The organism is Mesorhizobium sp. M0136, from assembly GCF_040322515.1.
Taxonomy (GTDB): Bacteria; Pseudomonadota; Alphaproteobacteria; order Rhizobiales; family Rhizobiaceae; genus Mesorhizobium.
This window is the reverse complement of sequence record NZ_JAMYTP010000014.1, coordinates 137,829-162,965: the sequence shown is the minus strand read 5'-3', so window position 1 is coordinate 162,965 and position 25,137 is coordinate 137,829. Positions and strand designations below refer to the sequence as shown.

The following is a 25,137-nucleotide window of genomic DNA, read 5'->3' as shown; positions in this document are numbered from 1 at the left end:
CTCTATCGCATCGGCCCCCCAAAATCGGAATCGATTTTCGGAAAAGCACGACGCGAGGATTAGAGCCTTCCGACGCGTACTTGTAGCGTCCAATCGCACGCACGTCGCTCTATAGCGTCAAGACCCGGAGAGCGCGACCACTCTTTGCCACCCAAAACGCTCCGAGGCACAACAATTTTCGCCTTTGACATCATTTACTTGGGCTAGCGGTCGCAATAGTCCCACACCGACGTCAAATTCCCTCTGCCTGGCCGGAATGTCACGATGTATCGAGCCGCCTACCTATTCCTGCTGTTCACCACCTTGCTGTGGGGCGGCAACTCCGTGGCCGGCAAGCTGGCGGTCGACCACATTTCACCGATGACGCTGGTCTTCCTGCGCTGGATTCTGGCCGTTCTGATCCTGCTGCCGATCGGCTGGCGAACGCTGCAAGAGGACTGGCCAGTGGTGCGTCGGCACTGGTTGCTGCTTGGCGGGCTCGGCGCTTGCGGCTTCGCCTTTTTCAATGCGATCTTCTACACGGCACTCAACTACACGACGGCGATCAACGTCTCGATCGAGCAGGCGGCGATACCGATCGTGATCATCATCGCCAATTTCGTGCTGTTTCGTCTGCGGGTGAACCGGGTGCAGATCGCTGGCGTCGTGCTGACCATCATCGGCGTCGCGGTGACGGCGAGCCATGGCGACCTGCGCCAGCTTCTCAAGCTGGATCTCAACTTCGGCGACGCGATCATGCTGGTTGCCGTGCTTTGCTACTCCTTCTATTCGGTGGGGTTGCGGCTGAAGCCGGTCATCCGCTGGCAGAGCCTGATGCTGGCGCTGTCGGTTGCCGCACTCATCACATCGCTGCCTTTCTTCCTGTGGGAGATTGCCGCCGGCAAGGTCATCGTCCCCGACGCCCGCGGCTGGGCTGTCGCGTTCTATACCGCCATCGGTGCTTCGGTCATCTCGCAGATCTTCTATATCAGGGGCAACGAGCTGATCGGCGCCAACCGGGCCGGCCTGTTCATCAATCTGGTGCCGATCTTCGGTACGCTGCTGTCGGTGCTGATTGTCGGTGAGACATTCCAGCTTTATCAGGCGCTGGCTCTCGCACTGGTGCTGGGCGGCATCAGCCTCGCCGAATACAGCGGACGGAAGATGTCGGTATCCGCTGCTGAATGAAGTCGCTCGCCGCGACGGTTCACTGCGGTCCGTCAACGACCATGGAAGCGCCCCGCGTGCTGCTGCACACGGGGCGATCGAATTTCAGGCCGCGCCGACGTCGAAATGCAGCCGCTTGGCCGAGTCGATCGATTTGTGCGAGCGCACCTGCGCCAACACGTCTTCCGGGAACGGCGCATCGAGATAGAGCAACGCAATGGCATCGCCGCCCGGCCGGTTGCGGCCGAGCTGGAAATTGGCGATGTTGACGCCGTTCTCGCCGCACACCGTGCCGAGCAGGCCGATGATGCCGGGCGCGTCGGCATTGGTCGTGTAGAGCATGTGCTGACCGACCTCGGCGTCGAGATTGATGCCCTTGATCTGGATGAAGCGCGGCTTGCCGTCCGAAAAACAGGTGCCGGCGATCGAGCGCGTCCTGTGCTCGGTCTTGACCGTTAGCTTGATATAGCCGTCGAACACGCCCGACTTGTCGCGCTTGACCTCGGCGACGATGATGCCGCGCTCCTTCACCATGATCGGCGCCGACACCATGTTGACGTCGGCGACCTGCGGCCGGATCAGCCCGGCAAGAGTAGCGCTGATCAGCGCCCGCGTATTCATCGTCGCGGTCGAGCCGTCGAACAGGATCTCGACCTCCTTGATCGGATCCTCGGTGACCTGTCCGACAAAGGCGCCGAGCACTTCGGCGAGCTTGACGAAAGGTTTCAGCCGCGGCGCTTCCTCGGCGGTGATCGACGGCATGTTGATGGCATTGGAGACAGCGCCTTTGATCAGATAGTCCGACATCTGCTCGGCGACCTGCAGCGCGACGTTCTCCTGCGCCTCCATCGTCGAGGCACCGAGATGCGGCGTCGCCACCACATTCTCCATGCCGAACAGCGCGTTGTTCTCCGCCGGTTCGACCTCGAACACGTCGATGCCGGCGCCGGCCACCTTGCCGCTCTTCAAGGCCGCGATCAGGTCGGCCTCGACGATCAGCCCGCCACGCGCGCAGTTGATGATACGCACGCCGGCCTTCATCTTTGCGATCGCCGCGGCGTCGATGATGTTGCGTGTCTTGTCGGTAAGCGGTGTGTGCAGCGTGATGAAGTCGGCACGGGCGAACAGCTCGTCGAGCTCGACCTTTTCGACACCGAGTTCCTCGGCGCGGCTGTCCGACAGGAACGGGTCGAAGGCGACGACGTGCATCTTCAGGCCGACGCCGCGCGTAGCGACGATCGAGCCGATATTGCCGCAACCGATGATGCCGAGCGTCTTGCCGGTGATCTCGACGCCCATGAAGCGGTTCTTTTCCCATTTGCCGGCATGGGTCGAGGCGTTGGCCTCCGGTATCTGGCGGGCCAGCGCGAAGATCATGGCGACGGCATGCTCGGCGGTGGTGATCGAATTGCCGAAAGGCGTGTTCATCACGATGATGCCCTTGCGGCTCGCCGCCGGGATGTCGACATTGTCGACGCCGATGCCGGCGCGGCCCACGACCTTCAGCCTGGTCGCGGCGTTGATCAGCTTCTCCGTGACCTTTGTCGCCGAGCGGATGGCCAGCCCATCATACTGGCCGATCACTTCGAGCAGTTTTTCCTTGTCCTTGCCGAGATCCGGCAAATAGTCGACCTCGATGCCGCGATCCCTGAATATCTGCACGGCGGTGGTGGAAAGTTTGTCTGAGACGAGAACGCGGGGCGCCATGGCGGCCTCCTTCAATTATGATTTGATCCGCTTGGGGATGGCGGCCCGAGAGCCGCCACAGGAAAACTCAGGCGGCTGCCTTCAGCGACGCCTTTTGCGCGGCAAAGGCCCAGTCGAGCCAGGGCAGCAGCGCTTCGAGATCGGAGGTCTCGACTGTCGCGCCGCACCAGATGCGCAGGCCGGGCGGTGCATCGCGGTAGGCGCCGATGTCGTAGGCGACGCCTTCCTTGTCGAGCGCCGAGACGATTGCCTTGGCGAACGCAGCCTGTCCATCGGCGTTGAGTGCAGCGACATCCGGATCGGTGAATGAAAGGCAGACCGATGTGTTCGAACGCGTCGCCGGGTCGACGGCAAGATGGCCGAGCCAGGAAGATTTCCGGACAAAGCGATCGAGAACAGCGGCGTTGGCATCCGCTCTGGTGACCAGCGCGTCGAGGCCACCGATCGACTGCGCCCAACGCAGCGCGTCGAGATAGTCCTCGACGCACAGCATAGACGGCGTGTTGATGGTCTCGCCCTTGAAGATGCCTTCGATCAGCTTGCCGCCCGAGGTGAGACGGAAGATCTTCGGCAGTGGCCAGGCCGGCTTGTAGCTTTCCAGCCGTTCGACGGCGCGCGGGCTGAGGATCAGCATACCGTGCGCGCCTTCACCGCCCAGGACCTTCTGCCAGGAGAAGGTGACGACGTCGAGTTTCTGAAAATCGAGCTTTTGCGCAAAGGCCGCCGAAGTGGCGTCGCAGATGGTCAGGCCCTTGCGGGTGGCCGGGATGAAATCGCCGTTCGGCACGCGCACGCCCGACGTCGTGCCGTTCCAGGTGAAGACCACGTCGCGGTCGAAATCGATTTTGGTCAGGTCCGGCAGCACGCCGTAGTCCGCCTCTAACCTGCGAACATCGGCGAGCCTCAGCTGCTTGACCACATCGGTGACCCAGCCGGAACCGAAGCTCTCCCAGGCGACCATGTCGACGCCGCGTTCGCCGAGCAGCGACCACAGCGCCATTTCGACCGCGCCGGTATCCGAGGCCGGCACGATGCCGATGCGGTAATCCGCCGGAACCTGGAGGATTTCCCGGGTCAGCTCGATCGCTTGTTCGAGCTTGGTCTTGCCGATCTTGGCACGGTGCGAGCGTCCGAGCGCGGCATTTTTGAGCGCCTCGACCGACCAGCCGGGGCGTTTTGCACAGGGACCTGAGGAAAAATTGGGATTTGCCGGACGGAGTCCGGGCTTAGTATGCGTCGGCATCGTGGTCTATCCTTCCAGATAGTGGCCCCTCGTTGGGGAGGGGTGGCCCACGGACGGCGATATGCGTTCAGGCTTTCGGCGTCAAGGGGAAAGTTTTTGTCGCTGTCGGGATACCGGCTGCCTTTGGCAAAAAAAGTGCCACAACGCAAACGGCGGGCCAAAGACCCGCCATTGTTCACGCCTCAGCTTCGATCGAGCCTACCAGAGGTCGTATCGCAGTCCGACTTTGACCTGGTGATTATTGATCCCCTTGCGGATCGGATAAGAAGTCAGGCTTTCGGCCGTCACATATTCGGCGTCGGGTGCGGAGAAATACTGATAGCCCACATCGACTGAGACATTCTTGGACACTTGGTAGGCAAGGCCGGCATTCAGCGTGTAGGCGAAGGAGTATTGGGTCTTGTTGTCACGCAGGACGAAATCGTCGGTGGGGTCGGCGTTGGCGGTGAAGTAGCTCGCCGACAGGCGGCGCTTGCTCTGGAGGATACCGACACCAGCGCCGAGATAAGGCGTGATTCCGACATAGGTGCCAAGGTCGACATAGCCATTGAGTATGCCTGAGAAGGCATAGTTCTTCAGGGTCGCCGATGCCACGGTCGTTCCGTTGTTATAGCCGACCTCGATCTTGTTGCCGGGCAGATAGCCGGCATTGAGATCGGCGCGCAGATAGTCGTTGAAATGGTAGCCGAAGCCAATGCTGGCGAAGATGGGATCTTCCTTTTCGTCGAAGCTCGCGGGCGTGAAGGCGAAATCCTCATCCCTGAAGCTCTTCTGCACCAGATAGGAGACATCGCCGCGCAGATACCATCCCGAGCCAACCTCGACCGGTACATAGTCGGGCGCCTGGTCGACATAGACCGGCGGTTCGTAATCGGCACCAAGCGCCGGCGTCAGCGGCATCAGGACGATTGCTGCAAGCGCCAGTGCTACAGGCGATTTGGATGTCATGGTCCTCGGCTCCCGAACTTGGCGCATTCGCAATCGCGCGCCGTTTCAGAGAGCATTGTTAACCATAGTGGTTAAATGCGGGTTAAGGATAACAAGGCGTTAGCAATTGATTTGATCCGCTTTCGCTTCTCAAGCTGGACGGTGTTCCAGAGCGCCGCAGCATCTGTAGGCAGCCAAAACGAAACCGCCCGGCATCAGCCGGGCGGTCGACGAATTCCTGGAATTCGAGGCGACTACTTGGTGTAAACAGGCTCCGGTTCCGGAACATAGGGCTCCGGGGGCGGCGCGCAGTCCGACCTGCCGAACTGGTAGCGCAGGCCGCCACGCACTTCGTGCACGTTGATACCTTTGTCATAGCCTGGGCCGACATTAGGGAGGGAGGCATAGTCGAACATCTTACCGCCATTGATGTGGCTGAAGCGGTAGCCGACATCGAGTTTGACGCGGTCGGTCAGGCAGTAGGATGCGCCCGCCATGGCAGCATAGGCAAAACGCCAGCCCTTGCCACCGCTATGATCAAATGAACCGTCGCTGTCCACGTTGTGCAGTTCATCCCACTTGACCCAGGCACCGCCGATGCCGGCGCCGACATAAGGCGTGATCCCATGCCAGGTGCCGATGTCGACATAGGCGTTGGCCAAGAGCAGCAGCGCCGAATAGGACGAGGTATCGACGGACGTGCAAGGCGTTTGCTGCGGGCCGCAGAAGCCGTTGGTCGAGCCACGGAATTTGGACTTGCTCATCCAGTCCAAGGTGAGATCGGTGCGGAAATGCTCGTCGATCTGGTAACCAACACCGCCGCCGGCCGAGAAGGCGCCGTCCAGCTTGCCTGTATCGAACTTGCCGGGATTCTGGGGCGCTACACCGTAGGTGATGTAGTCGCCACCACGAAACTTCGACCAGTGATAGTCGATGTCGCCACGAATATACCAGCCGCCGAATTCGGCCGGCTGCTCGTAGGCAACCGGTGGTGGCGCCTCTTCGACTACGGGCGGCTCGACGAAATCGGCGGCGAATGCCGGCCCGGCGCCGGCAAACAGCGCGGCCAGGAGGGCCATTCTTGCTGTGTTGAACATGCTTATCACTCCTGAGAACCCTCGAACGGCGAACGCGCCCGAAATATGATTGACCTCAGTTGTGGATAATGAATCGGAAAGGTTAAAAGGCGTTTAACCGTATTGATTAACCACGAATCTCTAAAAGTCGAGCAATCTGGCCGCCGTTGCTGCAGGCGGAATTGGCGACTCAATAAAAAGCCCGCCAGCAAGGCGGGCTTTGAACCGGTGTTGGGAGGGAGATCAGGCGGCGCTGCGCGTTTCCGAAATGACCTCGACGATGTCGTTGACGACTGATTCGACAAGTTGTGGGTCGTCGCCTTCCGCCATGACGCGGATGAGCGGCTCCGTGCCGGATGGCCGGATGACCAGGCGCCCGGCCTTGCCGAGGCGATTGCGCGCATCTTCGATCGCTGCCTTGACCGGCGCCTCCTCGAGCGGCTTGCCGCCGGAAATATGCACATTCTTCAACAACTGCGGCACCGGCTCGAACTTCTTCGACAGTTCGCTCACCGGCCGGTTCTGCCGTTTGATGCAGGCGAGCACCTGCAGCGCCGAGACAAGGCCGTCGCCGGTGGTCGAAAAGTCAGACAGCACGATGTGACCCGACTGTTCGCCGCCGATATTGAGCCCATGGGCACGCATGTGCTCGACGACATAGCGGTCGCCGACCTTGGTGCGATGCAACTGCAGGTTCATGTCGCCGAGGAAGCGTTCGAGGCCGAGATTGGACATTACCGTCGAGACGACACCGCCGCCGGCCAGCCGCCCGCTCTGGTGCCAGGACTCGGCAATCAGCGCCATGATCTGGTCGCCATCGACGATCGCGCCGTTCTCGTCGACGATGACGACGCGGTCGGCATCGCCGTCGAGCGCGATGCCGATATCGGCACGCACCTCGTGCACCTTCTTTTGCAGGCCGGCCGGATGAGTCGAGCCGCATTCCTTGTTAATGTTGAAGCCGTTCGGCTCGACATTGATGGCAACGACCTCGGCGCCGAGTTCCCATAGCGCGTCGGGCGCCACCTTGTAGGCGGCGCCATTGGCACAATCGACGACGATGCGCAGGCCCGACAGCGACATCGAGCGCGGCAGCGTGCGCTTGGCGAATTCGATATAGCGGTCATGCACGCCGTCCACGCGTTTGGCGCGGCCGAGCCCATCGGAATCAGCGAGCGCCAATTCGATATCCTTGTCGAGCATCCCCTCGATACGCTCCTCGATCTCATCGGACAGCTTGTAGCCATCGGGGCCGAACAGCTTGATGCCGTTGTCGTAATAGGGGTTGTGCGAGGCAGAAATCATCACCCCGATATCGGCGCGCAGCGAGCGCACCAGCATGGCAACAGCGGGCGTCGGGATAGGGCCGAGCAGGAAGACATCCATGCCGGCGGCGCACAGGCCCGATACCATCGCGTTCTCGATCATGTAGCCGGAAAGCCTGGTATCCTTGCCGAGCACGACGCGGTGGCGGTGGCTGCCGCGCTGGAAGGAGAGGCCGGCGGCCATGCCGACCCGCATGGCGACCTCCGCCGTCATTGGAAACTTATTGGCTCGCCCACGAATGCCGTCCGTACCGAAATAATGTCCTGCCATGTTCGCCAGCTTCCCGATGGTTCTTTCCGAGCATCTCATGCCATAAAATGGCCCAAGCCCCGTCATCACATTGTATGATTATGGACGACCAATCCTTAGAAAATTGTTGTTTTGTGTGTTTTGCGTCACGCTAGTGTGTTGATTTTCAAGTTCCGAGCCCTTGTTGCGGCAGCAGCATCAGAAACGTCAACTCAAACCTCATCTGGATCCTTTGGTCTGTGGCAGTGTGGCCTTGAACCCGAGTCCGCATCGTGCGGCTCCAGACAGCGGTAGGCTCAGGTCCTCCGCACCCGCCGATTTGACTGGCCGTCATGTGACGCAGTGGCCTCGCTGGGAACCAGCCATATGCGCGCTCTCCGTGCAATGCACCCGGACGAATTTGGCTGGGAGACGGTCCCGGCAACGAATTCATCACCTTAAAGAAAAGAATGCACCTCTAAATTTGTCTCTACGCTACTTAGCATCTGGCGCAACCAGCCGTTGAGCGCTATTGCTGCACTGGGACATATCATGAACTGCCACAGGGAGAAAACGCATGCTCATCCACCGACTTGCCACTTTGACGGGTCTTGCCGTCGCGACCTTGTTCCTGGCGGCGCCTGCCAATGCGCTGACCATGGCCGAGTGCAGCACCAAGTATAACGCGGCGAAGGATGCGGGAACGCTTGGCGGGCAGAACTGGAACCAGTTCCGCAAGGCGCAATGCGGCACCGATGCCACCGCCGCTACGACCGACACCGCCCCGGCCAAGGCCACTGACACCACCAAGGCAGCCGCCGGCGACGATGCGGCCCCGGGCCTGACGGCGAAGGAGTGCAGCACCAAGTACCAGGCGGCAAAAGCCGCCGGCACGCTGAACGGCATGAAGTGGAACGATTTCCGCAAGACACAGTGCGCCGCCGACGCGACGGCAGCCGCACAACCCGCCGCCACGACCAAGGCTGCGGCAGCCGCCGACGACGCTGCGCCGGGCCTGACGGCCAAGGAATGCAGCACCAAATACCAGGCCGCCAAGGCTGCCGGCACCCTCAACGGCATGAAATGGAACGACTTCCGCAAGAGTGAATGCGCCGCCGGCGCAACTGCAGCGGCACAGACTGCCGCGGCACCTGCCAAGGCGGCGACGGCCGCCGCGACCGATACCGGCAAAGGCCTCAGCATGGCGGATTGCAGCGCCAAATATCAGGCTGCCAAGGCCGGCAACACGCTGAACGGCATGAAGTGGAACGACTTCCGCAAGAGCCAATGCGGCGCCGGCGCAGCCGACGACGACACCCTGCCGGCTCCCGATGCCAAGTATACCGGCGATCCGCAGCCGCCGACCATCACCGCCCCCCAGGGCGTGAAATTCCCGACGGCGATCTCCAAGAAGTATGCAACCGAGACCCCGGCCAAGGGCCGCATGCACACCTGCCTCGACCTCTATTACGCCAACAAGGACGCCAACACGCTGGGCGGCCTCAGGTGGATCCAGAAGGGCGGCGGCTTCTACAGCCTCTGCAACGCCAAGCTGAAGAGCTGACCGGCGCCATCATCCGACGATAGGAGCCCGCGAGCCGCAAGGTCGCGGGCTTTTTTGTTATTGCCGAACAAGTGAGAAGGCCTTCCGAGGTCGGACCAACTGTCAGGTCGCGTTCCTTCGCTCCTCTGTCCGCCGCCGGAAGCAAAAACCCGCCTCGGAGGGTGGGGCGTCGGCGCCGTTGAGCCCTTGGCGCCGGAAAGGCAGGCAATTTGCCCAGGTCGGCGCCGAGTCCCATCCCCTTTTTGGGGGTTAGGGTCATCGTAGGGCGAAAGCCTCGGCTTTCCACCTGCGATAGCCCTGCCCACAACTGGGGAGATCGGCAGCTTCAGCGCCTTCGCGAACATCAAAAAGAAAACGCCGCGGTTAGAGCCCGCGGCGTTTCGAAGTCGATCTGTCCTGGGCCCTAGCTTGACGGCTGGGGTTCCATGCCGCCTTCGGGCTCGGGGCCCTTCTTGCGGCGGCCGGACTTTGGTACGGCCGAGCCACGGCTCGGCGGCGTGTCGTCGCCGAGGTCGCGGGCGGGCTTATTGCCGGCGATCAGCTGCTTGATCTCCTCGCCCGACAGCGTCTCGTATTCGAGCAGGCCTTGCGCCAGCGCGATCCATTCCTTCTTTTTCTTGGTCAGGATTGACCTTGCCGTCGAATAGGCCTCGTCGATCAGCCGGCGCACTTCGGCGTCGATGATCTGCGCCGTCTCTTCCGAGATGTTCTGCGTGCGCGCCACCGAATGGCCGAGGAACACCTCCTCCTGGTTGTCGCCATAGGCGACATGGCCGAGCTTGTCGGAGAAGCCCCAGCGCGTCACCATGGCGCGCGCCAGCTTGGTCGCCTGCTCGATGTCGGAGGAGGCGCCCGAGGTGATGTTCTCCTTGCCGAACTTGAACTCCTCGGCGACACGGCCGCCCATCATGATGGCGAGCCGCGAGATCATGTATTTGTAGCTCATCGAATAGCGGTCGCCTTCCGGCAGCTGCATGACCATGCCGAGTGCCCGGCCGCGCGGAATGATGGTCGCCTTGTGCAACGGATCGGCCGACGGCACGTTGAGCGCCAGGATGGCGTGGCCGGCCTCGTGATAGGCGGTCAGCTCCTTCTCGGCCTGCGTCATCGCCGACGAGCGGCGCTCGGCGCCCATCATGATCTTGTCCTTGGCGTCCTCGAATTCGGCCATGGTGACGAGGCGTTTGTTGCGCCGCGCCGCCATCAGGGCGGACTCGTTGACCAGGTTCATCAGGTCGGCGCCGGAAAAGCCCGGCGTGCCGCGCGCGATCACCTTGAGGTCGACATTGGGCGCCAGCGGCACGTTGCGCACATGCACCTTCAGGATCTTCTCGCGGCCGACGATGTCGGGGTTCGGCACCACCACCTGGCGATCGAAGCGGCCCGGCCTGAGCAGCGCCGGATCGAGCACGTCGGGCCGGTTGGTGGCGGCGATCAGGATGATGCTTTCGTTGGATTCGAAGCCATCCATCTCGACCAGCAGCTGGTTCAGCGTCTGCTCGCGTTCGTCATTGCCGCCGCCGAGGCCGGCACCGCGATGGCGGCCGACCGCGTCGATTTCGTCGATGAAGATGATGCAAGGCGCATTCTTCTTGGCCTGGTCGAACATGTCGCGGACGCGGCTTGCGCCGACGCCGACGAACATCTCGACAAAGTCCGAGCCCGAAATGGTGAAGAACGGCACGTTGGCTTCACCGGCGACCGAGCGGGCGAGCAGCGTCTTGCCGGTTCCGGGAGGACCGACGAGCAGCACGCCGCGCGGGATCTTGCCGCCGAGCCGCTGGAATTTCTGCGGGTCGCGCAGGAACTCGACGATCTCTTCCAGATCTTGCTTGGCTTCGTCGACGCCAGCGACGTCCTGAAAGGTGACGCGGCCATGCGCTTCGGTCAACAGCTTGGCCTTCGACTTGCCGAAGCCCATGGCACGGCCGGAACCGGACTGCATCTGGCGCATGAAGAATATCCAGACGCCGAGGATGAGGATCATCGGCAGCCAGGAGATCAGGGTGCCGAACAGCGAATTGGAGCCGTCGGATTCAGGACGCGCATTGATGGTGACGTTCTTGTCCTGCAGACGCGAAACCAGTGACGGGTCCCCAGGCGAATAGGTCTGGAAACCGTTGGAGCTGTCCGTGTAATTGCCGGAGATACGGGCGCCGGCGATGGTCACCGACTTGATCCGTCCGGCGGCGACTTCCTGCAGGAACTGCGAATAGGGGACATCGCTCGAGGCCCCACGCGTCTGCGGCGTCTGGAAAAGATTGAAGAGAGCGATGAGCAGGACCGCTATGATCGCCCAGAGCGCGAGGTTGCGATAATTCGGATTCATCAATTGTCCCGTTGGCGCCGCTGGGCGGACACGCGTCGTGAGAGGAAACTTGGCCCTAACATAGGGAGAGCGTCTCCCCTTGCCAAGCATAACAGCAGGTCTCGGTTAAGCTTTCGCCCGTGGTAGGCCGGCACTGTGGCCGCCGAATGGCGAGGCTGGAACCGGCGCCGCGCCAAGCAAGGCGGCGACGGCATCGGCCGGCGCCAGATCGAAGGACGGCAGGAAACGGGCGAAGGGCGCGACTGCCGGATATGCGGCGACAGCAGCCGGCATCGGGCCTTCCCCGGGCAAACCCGGGCCTTCCCCAGGCAGACCAAGGCATTCGCCATCCCGCCATAGCGCCGGCTCGGCGGCCAGGGCCGCGCGTACAAGGCTTGCCGGCGTGCCATGCCCGGCAATTGCCCGCTTTGCGGCAAGAGCCGCCCCGAGCGGTGCTACCAACAGCGGCGCGATCAACAATGCACCTGAACTGTCGCCCAATGTGATCCGTCTGCGGCCGTCCCAAAGCGCATTGTCGGAAACCTCGACAGCGGGCGGCAGATCGCGCAATTCGCGATGCAGAAAGATACCGGTACGCCGGGCATCGATCACGGTCCGCGACAATGTGGCACAAAGCGGCCCGGTGCGGAGCCGGCCGAAAAGGGCTTCGCTGCGGGCCTGGTCGGGAAGGAAGGCTGTGCCGCCGGTCGCCGCCAGCAGAATGCGCAGCGCATAAATGGCCGCCCCGCTGTCGCTTTCCGTCGCAAAATCCCGGTTGAGGCGGACTAGGCCGGCGGCTGGCCTGGAGGCCAAGCTGCGGATCAGCATGGCCGCGCGGCGTCCCAGTTGCTCACGCTCGGCCGCCACCTTTCTGGCCAGCGCTATCGCTTCAGCCACGCGTGGCGCACCATCGCCTTCGGCAAGTGCTGCGCGGACGCGCGGCCGCTCGAAAGCGGTGTCGGCATTGGTCGGATCTTCGATCCAGGCAACCTGTTCACGCCGCAGGAATTCGCGCAGTGCCTCACGCCTTACGCCGAGCAGTGGCCGCACGATCCAGTGCCGCCAGTCGTAGAGGGTTGCCGGCGCCATGCCGGCAAGACCCCGCCCTTCCTCGCGCTGCCCGTCGTCGCTTTGCCCTCCGTCACTTGGCCGCTCGTCACTTGGCCGCTCGTCACGTGCCCACTCGTCACGCGCCCACTCGTCCCGCGCCCACTCGTCCCGCGCTTGCCGCATCAGCACGGTCTCGGCCTGGTCGTCGGCGGTGTGGCCAGTCAGGATCAGGCCGATGCCTGCCGCTTCGGCGGCCTCGGCGAGCAGCCGGTATCGGGCTTCGCGCGCGGCGGCGGGCAGGCCGGTCGATGGTTTGTGCCCCGACCAGGCGAGGACGCGATGGGCAATGCCGCGCGCCGCGCACAGCCTGGCCACGGCTTGCGCTTCCGCTGCCGCTTGCGGCCGCAATCGATGATCGATCGTTACCGCCAGCAATTTCGTTGCCGGGGCGTTACGGTCGAGATGGGCTTTGAGGAGGAGGAGAAGGGCGGTCGAGTCGCTGCCGCCGGACACGGCCGCAACAGCGCCGTTGGAAAAGTCGATCCGCGAAAAATCCGAAAGGTCAGGCTCGGTGTCGAGCGTCATGCATGTCGCCCAAGCGTGGGCCCGGTTTTGCGGCAACGACACGCAACGGAAAAACTAGCACGCCGCGAGTGCCCTTTCCTGCTTGACCCGCTCCTTGAGCGCGCCGGAAATATCAGGGTAGCGCTTGCCGATCTCGCTGAAAGTGGCACAGGCCACGTCGCGCTGTTTCAGCCCGACCAGTGAAACGCCGAGCTTCAGCAGCATGTCGGGCGCCTTCTTGGCCTTCGGATAGTCCTTGCTGGCAGCGAGGAAAATCTCGGCCGCATCGCGGTATTTCTGCTGGCCGAGCAGCGATTCACCAAGCCAGTAATGCGCATCCGCCGCTTTGGCGTCCCGGGGAAAACGGGCGATGTGATCGCGGAAACCCTGTTCGGCGGTGCTGTAGTCGCCCGACAGGATGAACTGGTAAGAGTTGCGGTAAAGCTCCTCCGGGTCGTTGGTCGATGGGAGTGCCGCGACCACCGTGTCGTCGGATTTACCGGCCTTGTTGCCAGCCGCGCTGGCGCCGTTGGCTGGGGCCGTATTCTGCGACGGCGCGTTCGCCTGCGCATTGCCATCGGCTTCGATGACATTGCCGTTTTTGTCGACGGTGATGGTGCCGAACGTCTTGGGCGGCGCGCCGGGGATCAGCTTGCCGGGATCGCCGTTGGGCGATTCGATGATGACGTCCTCGACGCTTTTGCCGCCGTCTGCTGCCTTGCCCGCGTCGGCCGGAGCCTGCGTTGCCGGCGCCTCCGCCATGTTACCGTCGCCGTTGGGGCTGTCGCTGCTAGGCGCGGCCTCGGACTTCTTCTGCCCGGCCGGCTGCTGCGCGCCTTGCGGACCGCCTTCCAACTGCTGGAAACGGAATTCGTTGTCTTCCTGCTGCTTGCGGATCTGCTCCTGCATCTGCAGGACCTGGAAATTGAGTTCCTCGATCTTGCCGTTCATCTGCCGGAGCTGTTCCTCCAGCGCCGGAGTGCCGGTGCCATCCTGTTGCGCGAATTGAACCTGATCCGGCTTTTTCCTTTCGCCGAAAATGCCGGGCAGTTTGATCGTCGGCAGATGGAAGGAAAAACCGCTTTGCGATGACTGCTCGGTGCCGTTTGCCCCGATACCGTCAGCAAGTGCCGCGATACTTGATACGAGCAGCAGCGCAAGCGTGCCGCTCAAGACCGATCTGAAATGCATGTGCCTCTCGCCGTGAAACCATTGTTGCGCGCCTCTCACTCGAAGTAGACCAGCCAACTGGGGACTGGCCAGACGCTCTCGGCTCTTAACAGGACGTGAGACTTCGGCCAAATTTTGTTTGGAGCGAGCAGATACGAAAAAGGCGGCCCTGCGGCCGCCTTTCGCACCAAGTGTTGCATTTTTGCCGATCAGGAGCCGGCGCCGCTCAGTGTGGTCACGGCGCGGCGGTTCTGCGACCAGCAGGAGATGTCGTCGCAAACCGCGACCGGACGCTCCTTGCCGTAGGAAATAGTCTTCAGGCGCTGTGCCGAAACCCCTTTGGCAACCAGGAAGTCGCGGGTGGCGGCAGCACGGCGGGCGCCGAGCGCCAGATTGTATTCGCGCGTGCCGCGCTCGTCGGCATGGCCTTCGATGACGATGGCATACTGCTTGTACTGGTTCAGCCACTGCGCCTGGCGCGACAGCGTCGTCTGCGCGTCGGCGCGGATCGATGACGAATCGGTGTCGAAGAAGATGCGGTCGCCGATATTGACGGTAAAGTCCTGGGCCGACCCGGGCGTTGCCGCGCCGGCGCCGTTGAGTCCGAGATCGGCGGCGCTGTTCGGCGTCTTCTTCGAGGCGCAACCGGTGATCGCGAGCATCGCGACGAGCGCGATCATGACCGGGTTTGTGGTAAGTGCTGCGATACGGCCCATGCCGCCTCTCCTTCGCAATTCGAGTGATTTCATTGATCGTCCAGTAACCACGTTTGGGTTAACCGACGCTCAAGAAACACGGTTAAAATTTGGTTTCGGCTGCCGTCCGCAACCGTTCTGCCGAGGGCTACTCAAGGGCGACAATGAGCGCGGACCGTAGGCGGAAATGCGGCCAAAACATGAAAAGAGGGAATTGAGGAGTTGAGGAATCGAGGAATTGAGGAAGAGATCACCTCAGCTTCTCTCTGAGATTGACCAGCATTCCATAGACGCGGGCATAGGATTGCAACCAATCGTCGCGTTGCGCCTGTGTGATGTACTCGAGGTCGAACGCATACGAAATCCAGGTCTCCACTTCACTGCACGATCCTATGGCCATCGAAGTGAACCGTGCGAATTCGGGCTTGGAGTGGGTCTGTTTGGCAAAGCCTTCGGCCAAATTGGCGCAGATCGCCTTGCTGGAACCACGTAGTTGATCGGCGAGCGCGTATTGCTCCATTTTCGGAAAGGCAAGCGTGGCTCTGTGTACCCCAAGGGAAACCGCATAGGCACGCTTATAGACTTCTAAATCCCTCGCGTGCTCGATGTGACCTCTGCCTTCTCCATTCTTCAGTTCTTCAACTCTTCAGTTCTTCAACTCGTCAGTTCGTCAGTTCTTCAATTCCTCAATTCCTCTTCCCGCCTATTCCAGCAGCGGCGACCAGGCCGGATCCGAGGCGAAGTTCGCCGTCGGGATCGGCTGTTCGTTGCGGCCGGTGAGATCGACCGAAACAAGTTTTGGTCCGCCATTGGAATCACGGAAGAACATCAGCACCCGGCCGTTGGGTGCCCAGGTCGGCCCTTCCTGCTGAAAGCCGGTGGACAGGATGCGCTCACCCGAACCGTCGGTGCGCATGACGCCGATCTGGAATTCGCCGCCGGTCTGCTTGGTGAAGGCGATGAGATCGCCGCGCGGCGACCACACCGGCGTCGAATAGACGCCGTCGCCGAACGAGATGCGGGTCTGGCCCGAGCCGTCGGCGCCCATCACATAGATCTGCGCGCGGCCGCCGCGATCCGAGGTGAACACCACCTTGCTGCCGTCAGGCGAGTAGGACGGTGAGGTGTCGATGGCGGTCGAGTTGGTAAGCCTGGTCGTCGAGCGGCTTCTCAGGTCCATGGCGAAGATGTTGGAATTGCCGTCATCGCGCAGCAGGCTCATGATCACCTTCTGGCCGTCCGGCGAAAAGCGCGGCGCAAACGTCATGCCGGGGAAATTGCCGACCAGTTCGCGCTGCCCCGTCTCGATCTGCAAAAGGTAAACCCGCGGCTGACCGCTTTCATAGGACATGTAGGTGATTTCCTGCCGGTTTGGCGAGAAGCGCGGCGTCAGCACGATCGATTTGCCGTTCGAGAGATAGCGGACGTTGGCGCCGTCCTGGTCCATGATGGCAAGCCGCTTCTTGCGCGCATTCTTGGCACCGGACTCGTCGATGAAGACGACGCGCGTGTCGAAATAGCCCTTCTCGCCGGTCAGCCGCTCGTAGATCGCATCGGCGATGATATGGCCGACGCGCCTGGTATTGGCGTCGTTGGCGAAGAACTGTTCGCCCGAGAGCTGCTGGCCGGCAAAGGCGTCCCACAGCCGGTACTGGGCGCGGATGCGGCCGTCGGCTTCCTTGCCGACGCTGCCGGTGACCAAAGCCTGGGCGTTGATTACCTTCCAGTCCTCGAAGCGGGGCGTGGCATCCGGGTTGGAGATTTTTTCAATGAAAGCGCTCTTGTCGATCGGAGCAAACAGGCCCGAGCGCTTCAGATCGTCGATGACGATCCCCGATATCTCCGCGCCCAATGCGTCGCCCGATTGAAAGTCGGTGATGGCGATCGGCAGAGGCTCGATATTGGGTTGAGTCAAGTCGAGCTGGACCAACGCCATTGCCGGCAGCGTCGCGAGCCCGCTCATGGCGGTCGCAATCGTGCCGATCAGTATCAGCGTCGTAAGCAACTTCTTCATTCGTTCAGCCTCGTTGTTCTCTCGGCAATCAATACATGTCGCTGGGGATGAAATTGACCTCGACCTCGTTCCATCCCAGCTCGCCGTCATATTTTGCGACGGGCAGATTGTAGGGCGCACATCGCAGCACTGCGCGCCGCGCTGCTTCCGAGGCGACTCGGGAGCCCATTGAGCCATCGCCCGCGGATCCGACTTCCGGAGCGCCGTCGATCTCGCCATTTTGCGTGAGCTTCATCCTGATGGTGACTTTTTGGCTGTCGCCATCGAATGTGCCGGGTGTCACACTCCAGCAGCGTTTGATCTGGGCCTTCAGGCCATCAAGCTCGCTCTGCGAGAGTTTGGTGCCTTGGTTCTTCTCGCCGCCGAGCGAAGCCTGCTGGGTCGAGCGCTTGGCGCCGCCGCCGGACGGTTTCTGTTTGTCGAGCAGCGCCGAAATCTCATCCGCATTGAATTGCTTATCGTCCGATTTCGGCCTGGAGGAGGCTTCCTTGACCGGCTTGTCGGTGTCCTTGCGCTCCGGCGCCTTCGCGCTTTCAGCCTGGGCCGGCTGCGGCTTCGGCCGGGCCTCAGGCGCCGGCGCCGAGTCCGGAAGCTGCGCCTCCTCGGTAGGCGGTTGCTTGGCAATCGCCTCGGCGACGGCATCCGGCTTGACCTCGGGCTGCGGATCGATCGCGGCGGTCTTGTCCTGCGGCGGCGTGGGCGTCGGCTCCTTGGCCGGCGTCGGCTTGGGATCGGTCTGCTTGACCGGTTCGGGCTTGACCTCTTCCTTCGGCTGCGGCACCGGCGCTACCTCCGTTGCGGGAATAGGCTTCGGCTTTTCCGGCGGCTTCGGCACGTCTTCGGTCTTCGGCTTCTCGACCGGGGTCGGCGCGGGTGGCGGAGCCGCCGTCATATCGACCGGCTTAGGCTTGGCCTCAGGTGTCGGCGGCTTGTCGGTATCGACGCTATTTTCTCCGACTTTCTGGGCATCGGCTACGATGTCGGGACGCTGTGTCGGCAGCGGCGCCGGCTTTTCGTGCATCACGGCTTTCTTGTCGCCCTGCAAAACCTGCGAGACGGCCTCCATCGGCACAATGTCCACTGCGACCGACTCGACATCGGACGACGGAAGCGCAGCCGGCGCCGACAGCGTGAACAGGCCGAAGGCGATTGCCACCGTATGCAAGATCACCGATGTGGTGAGGCCGGTCTTCATCTTGCGTCTATTGATCCTGTTTCGGCAGCGAAAGCAGGCCTAAATTCTTGTAGCCGGCGTCCTGGATGAGACCCATCACTTCCATCGCGGCGCCATAGTTGGTAGCCTTGTCGCCGCGGATGTAGATGCGCTCCTCGTAGCCGGTCTTGGAAATCGCCTGCAGCTTGGCGATCAACTCCTCCTGCGGAATTTCGGTCTCCTGCAGGAAAATCTTTCCCATGCCGTCGATCGTGATCGTGATTGGCTGGGTATCGGCGTTCATCGCCTTGGCCTTCGTCTCCGGCAGGTCGACTGGCACGCCGACCGTCAGCAGCGGCGCCGCGACCATGAAGATGATCAGCAGCACCAGCATCACGTCGACCATCGGCGTGACGTTGATCTCCGATATCAAGGCGTGATGGCGGCCGCGCCGCCGGTGGCCGCGCCCGCCGCGTCCTCCACCACCTGCGCTTACGGACATTCCCATTATCGTTCCTCAGGCCTTCTGCGCGACTTTTTCATCGATTTGGCGCGAGAGTATGGCGGAGAACTCATCCGCGAACCCTTCCATGCGCACCGCGATCTTGCTCGCGTCCGACGACAGCTTGTTGTAGGCGATGACGGCAGGGATGGCGGCGAGCAGGCCGATGGCTGTCGCCAGCAGCGCTTCGGCGATGCCGGGCGCGACCACCGACAGGCTGGTGTTCTTCGAGGCGGCGATCGCCTGGAACGAGGTCATGATGCCGATCACGGTGCCGAACAGGCCGATGAAGGGCGCCGCGGAGCCGGTGGTGGCGAGAAACCCGAGCCGCCCTTCCAGCTTTTCCATTTCGCGGGTCAACGCCAGATCCATTGCCTTGTCGATGCGGGTCTGCAGGCCGAGCGGCGATTTCGCGCCTTTCTCGAAGCTTTTCTTCCATTCGCGCATGGCGGCGACGAAGATCGCGCTCATGCCGGTCGTCTTGCGGTCGGCGAGCGTGCGGTAAAGCTCTTCCAGCGACTGTCCCGACCAGAACACCTGCTCGAAGCGGTTGAGCGCCAGCCGCATGCGGGCATAGGCGACGAGCTTGTCGACGATGATTGCCCAGGTCCAGATCGAGGCGCAGAGCAAGCCGATCATGACCAGCTTGACCACCCAACCGGCCTGCATGAACAAGGCCCAAATCGATAAATGCGCGCCCGGTTCGGCGAGAGCGATGTTTTCCATGTTACGTCCTTAAAGATTTTCCGGGCGTGGCTGGCGGCTGGCCCATGGGCATCCCTTGTGGTCCGTTCGCGTTAGGCTTGCGGAATAACCCCAAATGCACCGTTGGCGGCCTTTTCGGGGCAAATATTGGTGAAAGGAAGGCGCTTGGATTCTCCCAATCTTAACCAATCCCTTCATGGACCGTTATGGTTAAGGATGGGTTATGACGTAGAGCGCGTCGCATTGCCGCGCCCGGACGAGCCGCCCGGCGATCCTCGCCCCGATCAGGAGTTCCGGATCGTCCGCCTCTGAGCCTTATTTGCGCGTTCTGGGCATGAAGGCCGCGATCCAGTCCTTGGGAAAGCGCCGCGGCCGCCCGTTCTCGCCGACAATCGCCGCTTCGACACGCGCCTCGACCAGCACTTCGCTGCCGCGCTTCAACTGTTGCGCCATGACGATGCGGGCGCCGGAAATCTCGTCGGTGCGCGTATCGATAGTCAGGATGTCGTCCATGCGGGCCGAACCGCGGAAGTCGATCTCCATGCGCCGCACCACCCAGACAATTCTCTCGCCATGCTTGCCGTCGGCAAGCTCGGTGTGGTGGACGCCGGCCAGCCGCAGATAGTCGGAACGGCCGCGCTCGAAGAATTCGAGATAGCGCGCGTGGTAGACGACGCCGGAAAAATCGGTATCTGCATAATAGACCCGCGCCATCAATCGATGGCCGAATTCCGTCAGCGCGCCGGAAAGCCCGGAGGACAATGCCGATTCACCGTGATCGTCCATTGCGCTGTCCCTTTGGTCCCGACGAGCATCTGTTTTGGCACCACCTGTTTTGCGCATAGACCGGCGATGATCAAGACCTGGAGGGCTGGGCCGGGGAACTGCCAGCACCAAAGCCATAAGTAGCGGAACTTAGGGCTCTTCCTGGAACAGGCTGATCTGCTGCTGCGCCAGGTCCTTCGGCGCGTCGAGGCCGAGATGCCGCCAGGCATTGGCCGCCAGCACGCGGCCGCGCGGGGTACGCATGATGAAGCCTTGCTGGATCAGAAAGGGTTCGATGATGTCCTCGATGGCATCGCGTGGCTCGGAAAGCCCGGCAGCGATGGTCTCGATGCCGACCGGCCCGCCGCCGAAATTCCGGGCGATCATCGACAGATAACGGCGGTCGAGCGCGTCGAGGCCGAGCCCGTCGACCTCCAGCCGCGTCAGCGCCTCGTCGGCGACCTTGCGGTCGACATGACCGTCGCCGGCAACGCTGGCGAAGTCGCGCACCCGGCGCAACAGCCGGCCGGCGATGCGCGGCGTGCCGCGCGCCCGCCGGGCGATCTCCAAGGCACCGTCGTCGCCGAGCGGCATGGCAAGGATGCGGGCGCCGCGCCGCACGATCTGCTCGAGTTCCTCGACCGAGTAGAAATTGAGCCGCACCGGAATCCCGAAGCGGTCGCGCAGCGGGTTGGTCAACAGGCCGAGCCGGGTGGTGGCGGCGACTAGCGTGAAACGGGCCAAGTCGATCTTGACCGAACGCGCCGCTGGCCCCTCGCCGATGATCAGGTCGAGCTGGAAATCCTCCATCGCCGGATAGAGGATTTCCTCGACCGCCGGGTTGAGCCGGTGGATCTCGTCGATGAACAGCACGTCGCGGTCTTCGAGGTTGGTGAGCAGCGCCGCCAGATCGCCGGCCTTGGCGATGACCGGACCCGAGGTCGACCGGAAATTGACGCCGAGCTCGCGCGCCATGATCTGCGCCAGCGTCGTCTTGCCGAGGCCGGGCGGGCCGACGAACAGCACATGGTCGAGCGCTTCGCTGCGGCCCTTGGCGGCCTCGATGAAGACTTTGAGATTGGCCCGCACCGCCGCCTGGCCGACGAAGTCGCCGAGCGTCTGCGGCCGCAAGGTCTGCTCGGCGTCCTCGCCGCGTCTGTCGGGAGCAATGAGGCGTGGCGAAAGGCTCATGCGAGGAGTTCCATACCGGGAATGGCCTTGGCAGCGCGCTGATCGAAGGTGACCGTGTGCGAGCAACCTAATTTTCGATTGTGTTCCGCAATCAACGCGTCGGCAAAGTCGACCTGCACTGAATTCGATCGCGCGAGCGCGATGACGATGGCATCGAAGTCTTCGAACTCCAGCGTCTTGATCTTGAGCAGCCTCTGGATTGCGGCCAATACTTGTTCCTTTGGCTGCCTGTAGCGCGAAGCCAACGACCAGCTGAATTCGACCAGCACGATCAAACTCACGAAGCCGGGCATTTCCACACTAAGGCCGCTGCCGAACGCAAGCGCCTTTGCCCGCTGCTCCGGATCATCATTGAGCACCATGCGAAGCAGAACGTTGGTATCGATGCCGATCGACGTCAAGCGGGACCCTCTTGTCCGTCATTTGATCTATCCCCGACAACATGCCGGCCGACGGCATCCCGCACAGCGGCGTCGATTTCCTCCAGCGTAGCGGGACCGCCAGGCGGATCACCCAAGAATCCGGCGAGGTCGGCAAATCCGAGGTTGCGCGGCGTTCCGATCAGGTAACCATCCATGACCGTCCAGGCGATCGTATCGCCCGTCTTGAGCGACAAGGCGTCGCGGACGTCCTTTGGAATCGTGAGCTGTCCCTTGGAGGTCAGACTGGCATATGCGCCCATATTCTTACTCCTGGAGAAAATTCTTACCGATCACATAGTAGTTGGAATTTCACTTTCCAGCAACGTCTCACCGTGCGAGCTCCTTCAGCCCGAAGCGGATCAGCTTCGATGCGTCCGCCTCCTCACCTGCCGTCTTCAGCGCCGCTGCGACTGCATTGGCGGCGGTGTCGCGCGAATAGCCGAGATTGACCAGCGCCGAGACGGCGTCGGTGATCGGCGCCGAGGCAACGCCCTCACCGAGCTCCTGCTTCAAGCCGATGGTGCCGGAGGCGGTGCCCGCATAGGCCGGCGCTTTGTTCTTCAACTCGGTGACGATGCGCTCGGCGACCTTCTTGCCGACGCCGGGCGCGCGGCTGACCATGGCGATATCGCGCAGCGCAATCGCATTGGCGAGATCGGCCGGCGCCAGCGTCGACAGGATGGCCAGCGCCACCTTGGCGCCGACGCCTTGCACATTGTTCATCAACAGCCGGAACCACTCGCGCTCCAGCACCGACTGGAACCCATAGAGCCGCAGCATGTCCTCGCGTACGTAGGTCTCGATGAACAGCACCACCGCCTCGCCCGGCTGCGGCAATGCCGCCAGCGTACGCGCCGAGCAATAGGCGACGTAGCCGACGCCATGCACGTCGACGATGCAGAAATCCTCGTCGATCTCGTCCAGCGTGCCTTTTAGCTTGCCGATCATTTGAGCTTGCCGATCATGCCGGGTGGGTTTCCGGAGAGATGATGTCGAGGTCCGGGAAGTAGCTGCGATAGCGCGCAGCATCGCGCGTCAGCAGGCGATGCCCGGCGACGACTGCATGGGCGCCGATAAAGAAATCCGGCAAGGTTCGTTCGCGAATGCCGCCGGCGCGGCGATAGCGCGAGTGCGTGACACCGGCGAGGAAGGCTGCTTCCCACGGCAGGAATTCACGCTCGATCTTGAGCATGTCGGCTGCTTGGCGAAGGGCCTGCTCCGTTGCAATCAGCGGCGCGAGCTCGGACCAGACGATTGTGTTGATGACAAGCGCACCGTCGCGCCGGCATGCGGTAATTGCCGACGCCGACCACTTCCTCTCCCGTCCGGCAGGACCCCAAACGTCGACCAAGACATTTGTGTCAATCAATGTCGAGGTCTTCACGCGGGCCCCTCAGCCATTCCATATATTCGTCCGTCGTCATGCCACCCAGATCCAGCGTACCGGCCATACGGCCGAGCATCTGGCTGAATCTGCGCGAGGCTTCCTCCTCCGACATGTTTTCGGTGACCGCAATCACCCGAGCGCCGTCCTCGGTGGGAACGAACTCCACCTCCGAACCTGGGCCGATACCCAGATGATCCCGAATCTCCTTCGGGATGGTCACTTGACCCTTGGTGGTAACGCGCATGGTAATACCTCGCCGGTATTACTTATTGCTGACCGGAGAACAAGTCAAGAACAACTTATCCGGCCAGCGCCGCCAGCCTGTAGGCAACGCTCTGCCGGTGGTGTGCGTGACAGATGGCGATGGCCAGCGCATCGGCGGCGTCGTCGCTGTCGAAAGTCGCCTTCGGCATCAGCACCTTGACCATCATGTGGATCTGCTTTTTGTCGCCATGGCCGACTCCGATCACCGCCTTCTTGACGGCGTTTGGCGCGTATTCGGCAACGACAAGGCCGGCACGCGCCGGCACCAGCATGGCGATGCCGCGTGCCTGGCCGAGTTTGAGCGTCGCTGCGGCGTCCTTGTTGACGAAAGTCTGCTCGACCGCCGCCTCGTGCGGCATCGCGGCATGCAGGACCTCGGCGAGCCCGTCATGCAATTGGCAAAGACGCATCGCCAGGGCGGCCTTCTCGTCGGACCGCACCGTGCCGGAAGCGACGAAGCGCAGCGAATTGCCGAGGCTTTCGACTATGCCCCAGCCGGTGCGCCTCAGCCCTGGATCGATGCCGATGATGCGAATCGCTTCCCCCATCCGTCAAGTCTACCTTCGGGGAACAGCGATGCCAGCGAAATGTGAACAAACCAGAAACGAGGGCTCGTCATGTCCAGAGAGCCTCTGAAACCGTTTTCGAAAGTCGCCCGGCGAGTCATATCGTGGTGGTTTCGAGAACCGGAGCGCAGCGGACATTTTGGGTCCGTGAGCCCACGCGTGATCCCGAGGGATCATCCGCAATTAAAGTGCTGCAGCGTCCTTTGCGTGTCCAAAAGGACGCGCGGCGCTGCAGGTAAGCGGAGAAGACGCCGCCAGATGGCCGCTGGAGTAGAGTTTCCAAACGGTCTCTCAGCCGCGGGCGAAAGCCGTGTTGAGCAGCGTGATCTGGTCGGACACCGGATTGACGCGACGGCTCGACGGCGGCACCTCGGCGAGGCTGCCATAGATCTCCTCGTCCATGCGGCGCACCAGCGCCTGCAGGCGCAGCGAGCGGTTGACGAGGTCGGTGAAATCGTTCGGCAGTTCGGCCCAGCCGGGCGCCTCCTCATGCGCCGAGGCGGTGTCGAGACGCACCTTGGATTTTTCTGAGGCCACCTGATCGCGGGTCATCTCGCCGGAATTCGCCGCCCGCTGCAAAAGCAGCCACGAGGCGACCTGCATCAGCCTGGTGGTCAGCCGCATCGATTCGGCCGCATAAAGCGTCGCCGCCGGCCTTGACAGCTTCTTGGCCTCGGCGCGGCCCTTGCCGTCGAGATACTCGGCCGCCTGCTCGACCAGGCCCATGCCTTCCTGATAGAGCGGCTTGAAGGATTGGGAGAAAACCCGGCGCTCCGCCAGTTTGATGGTTTTCGCGCCAGCCTTCGAAGGCTCGTTCATTGCTACGCCCCTGCACTTGCCTCAAAGCCGGCCGATTCGGCTCTTGGTCTGCCACATCCGGCAGCCTAAACGACTGAAGCTTGAAAATGCGCTTCGCTGCCGGCGAAGGCAAGCACATGTTTAACAAACGGTTAACGGCCGCATTTAGCCGCTAGACGTCCATTCCTGCGAACAAAAAAAGAGCCGCGGATAAGGCGGCTCTCAGGAGTTTAACAGGGAGGCGTCAAACAAAGTGGCTCCAACCACTCGGTAAGAATCCAGATCACTGGATGGACATAGTAAACGCCTGTAAAGCTTAACGAAGCCTTAACGCAGCGCATATTTTTCGATCAAGGGCCCGGCATC

At 62.3% G+C, this 25,137-nt stretch carries 25 protein-coding genes; 2 read left to right on the top strand and 23 right to left on the bottom strand.

All coding sequences use genetic code 11. The features are described 5' to 3' along the window. Nucleotides 1–264 precede the first annotated feature (264 nt). Nucleotides 265–1,167: a DMT family transporter gene (locus NKJ35_RS18650; RefSeq protein WP_352649060.1), complete on the top strand. Its 903-nt coding sequence runs from the start codon at nt 265–267 to the stop codon at nt 1,165–1,167. Nucleotides 1,168–1,251: 84 nt separating this feature from the next. Here the strand turns inward: NKJ35_RS18650 and serA are convergent, their stop codons facing one another. From serA to glmM, 5 genes are all read right to left on the bottom strand, one after another. Then, nucleotides 1,252–2,853: a phosphoglycerate dehydrogenase gene (gene serA / locus NKJ35_RS18645; protein WP_352649058.1), complete on the bottom strand. Its 1,602-nt coding sequence runs from the start codon at nt 2,851–2,853 to the stop codon at nt 1,252–1,254. A 67-nt stretch (nt 2,854–2,920) separates the two neighbouring features. Next, entirely contained in the window at nt 2,921–4,096 is a 1,176-nt protein-coding gene (locus NKJ35_RS18640) for a phosphoserine transaminase (protein ID WP_352649056.1), read from the bottom strand. A 198-nt stretch (nt 4,097–4,294) separates the two neighbouring features. Beyond that, complete coding sequence (locus tag NKJ35_RS18635; protein WP_352649054.1) at nt 4,295–5,044, bottom strand: outer membrane protein; 750 nt, start codon at nt 5,042–5,044, stop codon at nt 4,295–4,297. 233 nt (nt 5,045–5,277) lie between these two features. Continuing rightward, complete coding sequence (locus NKJ35_RS18630) at nt 5,278–6,120, bottom strand: outer membrane protein (RefSeq protein ID WP_352649052.1); 843 nt, start codon at nt 6,118–6,120, stop codon at nt 5,278–5,280. A 222-nt stretch (nt 6,121–6,342) separates the two neighbouring features. After that, complete coding sequence (gene glmM, locus NKJ35_RS18625; RefSeq protein WP_254816475.1) at nt 6,343–7,695, bottom strand: phosphoglucosamine mutase; 1,353 nt, start codon at nt 7,693–7,695, stop codon at nt 6,343–6,345. Nucleotides 7,696–8,230: 535 nt separating this feature from the next. Here glmM and NKJ35_RS18620 point away from each other — a divergent pair. Continuing rightward, nucleotides 8,231–9,217, top strand: a complete 987-nt coding sequence (locus tag NKJ35_RS18620; protein ID WP_352649050.1) for a hypothetical protein — start codon at nt 8,231–8,233, stop codon at nt 9,215–9,217. Between the two features lie 403 nt (nt 9,218–9,620). Here NKJ35_RS18620 and ftsH read toward each other — a convergent pair whose 3' ends face one another. From ftsH to rcdA, 18 genes are all read right to left on the bottom strand, one after another. Continuing rightward, nucleotides 9,621–11,546, bottom strand: a complete 1,926-nt coding sequence (gene ftsH / locus NKJ35_RS18615) for an ATP-dependent zinc metalloprotease FtsH (RefSeq protein WP_352476109.1) — start codon at nt 11,544–11,546, stop codon at nt 9,621–9,623. 105 nt (nt 11,547–11,651) lie between these two features. Beyond that, entirely contained in the window at nt 11,652–13,160 is a 1,509-nt protein-coding gene (gene tilS / locus NKJ35_RS18610; RefSeq protein ID WP_352649048.1) for a tRNA lysidine(34) synthetase TilS, read from the bottom strand. 54 nt (nt 13,161–13,214) lie between these two features. Then, nucleotides 13,215–14,330, bottom strand: a complete 1,116-nt coding sequence (gene ybgF, locus NKJ35_RS18605; protein WP_352649046.1) for a tol-pal system protein YbgF — start codon at nt 14,328–14,330, stop codon at nt 13,215–13,217. A gap of 188 nt (nt 14,331–14,518) precedes the next feature. After that, on the bottom strand, nt 14,519–15,025 hold the full coding sequence (pal, locus tag NKJ35_RS18600) for a peptidoglycan-associated lipoprotein Pal (protein WP_352504953.1): 507 nt from the start codon (nt 15,023–15,025) through the stop codon (nt 14,519–14,521). Nucleotides 15,026–15,254: 229 nt separating this feature from the next. Beyond that, nucleotides 15,255–15,611, bottom strand: coding sequence for a four helix bundle protein (locus tag NKJ35_RS18595; RefSeq protein ID WP_352649075.1), 357 nt, complete (start codon nt 15,609–15,611; stop codon nt 15,255–15,257). A gap of 96 nt (nt 15,612–15,707) precedes the next feature. Then, entirely contained in the window at nt 15,708–17,018 is a 1,311-nt protein-coding gene (gene tolB / locus NKJ35_RS18590) for a Tol-Pal system beta propeller repeat protein TolB (protein ID WP_352649044.1), read from the bottom strand. A gap of 28 nt (nt 17,019–17,046) precedes the next feature. After that, entirely contained in the window at nt 17,047–18,213 is a 1,167-nt protein-coding gene (gene tolA, locus NKJ35_RS18585) for a cell envelope integrity protein TolA (RefSeq protein WP_352649042.1), read from the bottom strand. Between the two features lie 7 nt (nt 18,214–18,220). Further along, on the bottom strand, nt 18,221–18,679 hold the full coding sequence (gene tolR / locus NKJ35_RS18580; RefSeq protein ID WP_352649040.1) for a protein TolR: 459 nt from the start codon (nt 18,677–18,679) through the stop codon (nt 18,221–18,223). 9 nt (nt 18,680–18,688) lie between these two features. Beyond that, on the bottom strand, nt 18,689–19,399 hold the full coding sequence (gene tolQ, locus NKJ35_RS18575; RefSeq protein WP_254816465.1) for a protein TolQ: 711 nt from the start codon (nt 19,397–19,399) through the stop codon (nt 18,689–18,691). A gap of 294 nt (nt 19,400–19,693) precedes the next feature. After that, nucleotides 19,694–20,164, bottom strand: coding sequence for a tol-pal system-associated acyl-CoA thioesterase (ybgC, locus tag NKJ35_RS18570; RefSeq protein ID WP_352649038.1), 471 nt, complete (start codon nt 20,162–20,164; stop codon nt 19,694–19,696). A gap of 129 nt (nt 20,165–20,293) precedes the next feature. Continuing rightward, nucleotides 20,294–21,334: a Holliday junction branch migration DNA helicase RuvB gene (gene ruvB, locus NKJ35_RS18565; RefSeq protein WP_023677999.1), complete on the bottom strand. Its 1,041-nt coding sequence runs from the start codon at nt 21,332–21,334 to the stop codon at nt 20,294–20,296. After that, on the bottom strand, nt 21,331–21,735 hold the full coding sequence (locus NKJ35_RS18560) for a type II toxin-antitoxin system VapC family toxin (RefSeq protein WP_352649036.1): 405 nt from the start codon (nt 21,733–21,735) through the stop codon (nt 21,331–21,333). Before NKJ35_RS18560 ends, ruvB begins: the two co-directional genes overlap by 4 nt. After that, nucleotides 21,732–22,016, bottom strand: a complete 285-nt coding sequence (locus NKJ35_RS18555; RefSeq protein ID WP_352476100.1) for an AbrB/MazE/SpoVT family DNA-binding domain-containing protein — start codon at nt 22,014–22,016, stop codon at nt 21,732–21,734. The genes NKJ35_RS18560 and NKJ35_RS18555 overlap by 4 nt, the downstream gene beginning before the upstream one ends. A 67-nt stretch (nt 22,017–22,083) precedes the next feature. Next, nucleotides 22,084–22,704, bottom strand: a complete 621-nt coding sequence (gene ruvA, locus NKJ35_RS18550) for a Holliday junction branch migration protein RuvA (protein ID WP_254816462.1) — start codon at nt 22,702–22,704, stop codon at nt 22,084–22,086. A gap of 13 nt (nt 22,705–22,717) precedes the next feature. Next, nucleotides 22,718–23,140, bottom strand: a complete 423-nt coding sequence (locus tag NKJ35_RS18545; RefSeq protein WP_352649034.1) for a type II toxin-antitoxin system VapC family toxin — start codon at nt 23,138–23,140, stop codon at nt 22,718–22,720. Continuing rightward, nucleotides 23,118–23,387 (bottom strand): AbrB/MazE/SpoVT family DNA-binding domain-containing protein, encoded by a 270-nt coding sequence (locus tag NKJ35_RS18540; protein ID WP_352649032.1) that lies wholly within the window; start codon nt 23,385–23,387, stop codon nt 23,118–23,120. Before NKJ35_RS18540 ends, NKJ35_RS18545 begins: the two co-directional genes overlap by 23 nt. A 55-nt stretch (nt 23,388–23,442) precedes the next feature. Then, on the bottom strand, nt 23,443–23,955 hold the full coding sequence (ruvC, locus tag NKJ35_RS18535; protein ID WP_352649030.1) for a crossover junction endodeoxyribonuclease RuvC: 513 nt from the start codon (nt 23,953–23,955) through the stop codon (nt 23,443–23,445). Between the two features lie 309 nt (nt 23,956–24,264). After that, entirely contained in the window at nt 24,265–24,792 is a 528-nt protein-coding gene (gene rcdA, locus NKJ35_RS18530) for a protease adaptor protein RcdA (RefSeq protein WP_352649028.1), read from the bottom strand. Nucleotides 24,793–25,137: the final 345 nt, after the last annotated feature.

What these genes read in the sequence shown, in the direction of transcription:
- ybgC (WP_352649038.1), bottom strand. Translation starts at nt 20,164, where the DNA reads ATGGACGATCACGGTGAATCGGCATTGTCCTCCGGGCTTTCCGGCGCG.
- ftsH (WP_352476109.1), bottom strand. Translation starts at nt 11,546, where the DNA reads ATGAATCCGAATTATCGCAACCTCGCGCTCTGGGCGATCATAGCGGTC.
- ruvB (WP_023677999.1), bottom strand. Translation starts at nt 21,334, where the DNA reads ATGAGCCTTTCGCCACGCCTCATTGCTCCCGACAGACGCGGCGAGGAC.
- glmM (WP_254816475.1), bottom strand. Translation starts at nt 7,695, where the DNA reads ATGGCAGGACATTATTTCGGTACGGACGGCATTCGTGGGCGAGCCAAT.
- NKJ35_RS18540 (WP_352649032.1), bottom strand. Translation starts at nt 23,387, where the DNA reads ATGCGCGTTACCACCAAGGGTCAAGTGACCATCCCGAAGGAGATTCGG.
- serA (WP_352649058.1), bottom strand. Translation starts at nt 2,853, where the DNA reads ATGGCGCCCCGCGTTCTCGTCTCAGACAAACTTTCCACCACCGCCGTG.
- NKJ35_RS18635 (WP_352649054.1), bottom strand. Translation starts at nt 5,044, where the DNA reads ATGACATCCAAATCGCCTGTAGCACTGGCGCTTGCAGCAATCGTCCTG.
- rcdA (WP_352649028.1), bottom strand. Translation starts at nt 24,792, where the DNA reads ATGAACGAGCCTTCGAAGGCTGGCGCGAAAACCATCAAACTGGCGGAG.
- NKJ35_RS18630 (WP_352649052.1), bottom strand. Translation starts at nt 6,120, where the DNA reads ATGTTCAACACAGCAAGAATGGCCCTCCTGGCCGCGCTGTTTGCCGGC.
- tilS (WP_352649048.1), bottom strand. Translation starts at nt 13,160, where the DNA reads ATGACGCTCGACACCGAGCCTGACCTTTCGGATTTTTCGCGGATCGAC.
- tolB (WP_352649044.1), bottom strand. Translation starts at nt 17,018, where the DNA reads ATGAAGAAGTTGCTTACGACGCTGATACTGATCGGCACGATTGCGACC.
- tolA (WP_352649042.1), bottom strand. Translation starts at nt 18,213, where the DNA reads ATGAAGACCGGCCTCACCACATCGGTGATCTTGCATACGGTGGCAATC.
- NKJ35_RS18650 (WP_352649060.1), top strand. Translation starts at nt 265, where the DNA reads ATGTATCGAGCCGCCTACCTATTCCTGCTGTTCACCACCTTGCTGTGG.
- pal (WP_352504953.1), bottom strand. Translation starts at nt 15,025, where the DNA reads ATGGGCCGTATCGCAGCACTTACCACAAACCCGGTCATGATCGCGCTC.
- tolQ (WP_254816465.1), bottom strand. Translation starts at nt 19,399, where the DNA reads ATGGAAAACATCGCTCTCGCCGAACCGGGCGCGCATTTATCGATTTGG.
- ybgF (WP_352649046.1), bottom strand. Translation starts at nt 14,330, where the DNA reads ATGCATTTCAGATCGGTCTTGAGCGGCACGCTTGCGCTGCTGCTCGTA.
- tolR (WP_352649040.1), bottom strand. Translation starts at nt 18,679, where the DNA reads ATGGGAATGTCCGTAAGCGCAGGTGGTGGAGGACGCGGCGGGCGCGGC.
- NKJ35_RS18555 (WP_352476100.1), bottom strand. Translation starts at nt 22,016, where the DNA reads ATGGGCGCATATGCCAGTCTGACCTCCAAGGGACAGCTCACGATTCCA.
- ruvA (WP_254816462.1), bottom strand. Translation starts at nt 22,704, where the DNA reads ATGATCGGCAAGCTAAAAGGCACGCTGGACGAGATCGACGAGGATTTC.
- NKJ35_RS18640 (WP_352649056.1), bottom strand. Translation starts at nt 4,096, where the DNA reads ATGCCGACGCATACTAAGCCCGGACTCCGTCCGGCAAATCCCAATTTT.
- ruvC (WP_352649030.1), bottom strand. Translation starts at nt 23,955, where the DNA reads ATGGGGGAAGCGATTCGCATCATCGGCATCGATCCAGGGCTGAGGCGC.
- NKJ35_RS18620 (WP_352649050.1), top strand. Translation starts at nt 8,231, where the DNA reads ATGCTCATCCACCGACTTGCCACTTTGACGGGTCTTGCCGTCGCGACC.